This window comes from Mesorhizobium sp. WSM4837 (genome assembly GCF_055811435.1).
In genome coordinates, this window is record NZ_JBVVQE010000159.1 from 1 (window position 1) to 3100 (window position 3100).

Here is a 3100-nt window from a genome sequence, read left to right on the forward strand (position 1 = left end):
AACATGTCCCTGACACAAGACGTCGCCGATGCGGTCGCTAGCCTCACATATGACGAGCTTCCGGCACAGATACGCGACAAGGCAAAACTCCTCGTTCTTGATCATATCGGCTGTATGTTCGCGGGGAGCACAACACGCGGAGCCGGGCAGATGACACCCTACCTCGCGCGCATCGATTCCGGCGGCCGAAGCACTGTTTTCGGAACGTCATTGCGCTTTCATCCCGCGAATGCCGCCCATGCCAATGCGCATAGCGTCAGCATGCTAAGCCTCGACGATTCCTATGTCCTCTTCGGTCATCCCGGCGCATCGATCATCCCGGCTGCTCTCGCTGTCGCCGAAGAGGTTGACAGCTCCGGCAAGGCTTTGATCTGCGCAATCGTCGGCGGCTATGAAATGTCGCTGCGCCTTGGCACTGCCATACGTCCCAGCGAGGGCCGCGACCGGCAGGTCAAGGGCCTCGCCACCTGGCAGATATTCGGCGCCTGCACCGCGGCAAGCCTGTTACACCAACTCGGTGCCGAGCAGATCGCGGATGCCTACGGGCTGATCCCGATGCATGCCCCACTCCCCTATCTGCGCAAGTTCCACTCGCGGCCGATGAGCCTTTTGAAGAACAATTACGGATGGGCGAACAAGGGCGCCATCACGTCAGTGGACCTTGTGCGCGCTGGCTTCAAGGGCAATCGCACGATCTTCGACGGCGACGACGGATTCTGGGCTATGGCCGGGTCCGATCGCTTTGAGCCCCGAGACATGCTCGATCAATGGGGCGAGCGCTTTTTCATTCTCGAGACCGGCTTTAAGCCGTTTGGCGTCTGCCGCTGGATCCACACTGCGATCGACTGCTTGCGCACGTTGATGAACCGCCACCGTTTCGGTCGTTTCGACGTCAAGAACATTCACGTTGAAACCGTCAGCGAGTTCGTCCGCGACTTCAACGGTCCTTGGCCGCAATCGACCGTGGAGGCCGCGTTTCATATTCCCTATGCACTCGCCCTTGAACTGCACGATAAGTCCTCCGCAACGGGCCTCCTTGAGGACGACCTGACCGACAAAAATCTCCGAACAACCGCGGCACAGGTCCGTGTTTCAACCCTCACCGGGGCGGACGAGAAATTCTATGCGGAAAAGCGTTTGCCAGCCCGCGTCAGTGTCGCACTTGAGAATGGCGAAACTCTTTCCGCCGAGGCCGAGATTCCGACCGGCGCCCCCGGCGGGCCTGCCTTCGGGCAGGCGGAGGTGGAAGCCAAGTTTCTCACTCTCACAAGCCCCGTTATCGGCGAAGCAAATGCCATGCGTCTGAAGGAGGCCCTCCTCGAATTGGAGGTTTCTTCCGTTCGTGACGCACTCAAATCCTGTGCCATGGCGTGATGTCTGACGCCGGCGAATTAACGAGGCCAGCCCTTTCTTAACCAACCAGCAGATCAGGATCAGGTCGTAAGATGTCCACTCAAAGCATACAGCTAAAACCCCTTCTAAATGAATCCTCCGGCAAGGCGTTCTACGCCGGGCGTGGAGCCACCGAAATGTTCAACGTATCGCATGGCAAGGGTATCTTTTTCTGGGATACCAATGGCAAGCGCTATCTCGACGGGTCATCAGGCGCGGTCGCCGCCAATATCGGGCATGGCAACGAGCGCGTCCGCGATGCCATGATCGAACAGGCCAACCGTATTAGCTACGTTGTCCGTACGGCATTTACCAGCGAATCAACTGACACGCTCTGCAAGATGATCTCGGACCTCGCGGGCCCAGGTTTCGATCAGACTTTTCTCGTTTCTGGCGGTTCCGAGGCCGTCGAATCTGCCATCAAGCTTGCACGCCAATACGCCGTCGTGAGCGGCCAGCCAGAGCGCGCCAAAATTCTTGCACGTATGCCAGGCTATCACGGAGCGACGCTCGGCGCCGCCGCAGTCACTGGCGATCCAGACCGAGACGTGATGTTCGGCCCGATCATGCGGGTAATGCCCAAGGTGCCGGCGCCGTTGAACTACCGCGTCCCAGAGGGCTTTGACGTCAACTCTTATGCCGACTACTGCGCGGACGAGCTCGAAAGGCAGATTCTCGCGGAAGGCGAGGATACGGTGCTTACCTTCATCATGGAGCCGGTCGGAGGCATCGCGACCGGCGCCTTGGTCGCTCCGGACAGTTATTATTCTAGAGTCCGAGAGATTTGCGATCGCTATGGCGTTCTACTGATTTTCGACGAGGTAATGTCTGGCGCGGGTCGGACCGGAACGTTTCTGGCCGCCCATCACTGGCCGAACGCCCTACCCGATCTCGTCGTCTGTGCCAAAGGTTTGAGCGCCGGCTACACGCCGCTTGGCGCCATGATCGCCCCCAACAGGATCGTCGACAAGGTCGTCGAGTCCGGTGGCTTCCTGCACGGCCACACCTATTCTGGCAACCCACTTTCATCGGCAATCGGCGTCGCGGTTCTCAACGAGATGCTGGAGCACGATTTGATGGGCAATGCCGAGCGGATGGGCATCGTGCTGCGGCGAAGGCTCAACGCGTTGAAGGACAAAAGCACCACCATCGGCCACGTGCGAGGAATGGGCCTCCTGAACGCCGTGGAGATCGTCGAGGACAAGGCCACCAAAGCGATTTTCCCCGCGGCCAAGCAGGCGTCGTACCGCGTCTCGGAGATCGCCCGCGATCTCGGCCTGCATCTCTACGCACGCCGTGCCGCTAGCGGGAAGTTCGGGGAATGGTTCATGGCCGCTCCGCCGCTAATCATCACCGAGCCGGAAATGGACCTCTTCATGGAACTTTTGACTGAGACGTTCCGGATTTTCGAAAGCGAAACCGATGATGCTGGGACGTATCCATCTTAACGTATCACGATCCGGGTTGGCCGGCTCTGATGTGCAAAAGCTTCTCCCTCTCTCGCACAGGAAGGAATCATTGGCATGACGCCAGACAAGGACCTTATAGCAGCAGCGACGGCGTGGCGCCGAGATTTCCATCGCCATCCCGAGCTTCTGTTCGATGTCGACCGTACTGCCGCACGCGTTGCTGACCTCCTTCGCAGCTTCGGGTGCGACAAAGTCACGACCGGCATCGGACGAAGCGGGGTCGTGGCGGTGATCCGGGG

General features: G+C 59.4%; 2 protein-coding genes and 1 pseudogene. All 3 read left to right on the forward strand.

What is annotated here, in order from left to right; genetic code table 11:
• Positions 1-3: 3 nt before the first annotated feature.
• A complete protein-coding gene (locus AC0L3D_RS36215; RefSeq protein WP_473647480.1) occupies positions 4-1374 on the forward strand; it encodes an MmgE/PrpD family protein in 1371 nt (456 codons plus the stop codon).
• A gap of 71 nt (positions 1375-1445) precedes the next feature.
• A complete protein-coding gene (locus AC0L3D_RS36220) occupies positions 1446-2840 on the forward strand; it encodes an aminotransferase family protein (RefSeq protein WP_473647479.1) in 1395 nt (464 codons plus the stop codon).
• 75 nt (positions 2841-2915) lie between these two features.
• Positions 2916-3100: pseudogene (locus AC0L3D_RS36225) on the forward strand (amidohydrolase); the annotation flags it as partial.

What these genes read in the sequence shown, in the direction of transcription:
- AC0L3D_RS36215 (WP_473647480.1), top strand. Translation starts at nt 4, where the DNA reads ATGTCCCTGACACAAGACGTCGCCGATGCGGTCGCTAGCCTCACATAT.
- AC0L3D_RS36220 (WP_473647479.1), top strand. Translation starts at nt 1,446, where the DNA reads ATGTCCACTCAAAGCATACAGCTAAAACCCCTTCTAAATGAATCCTCC.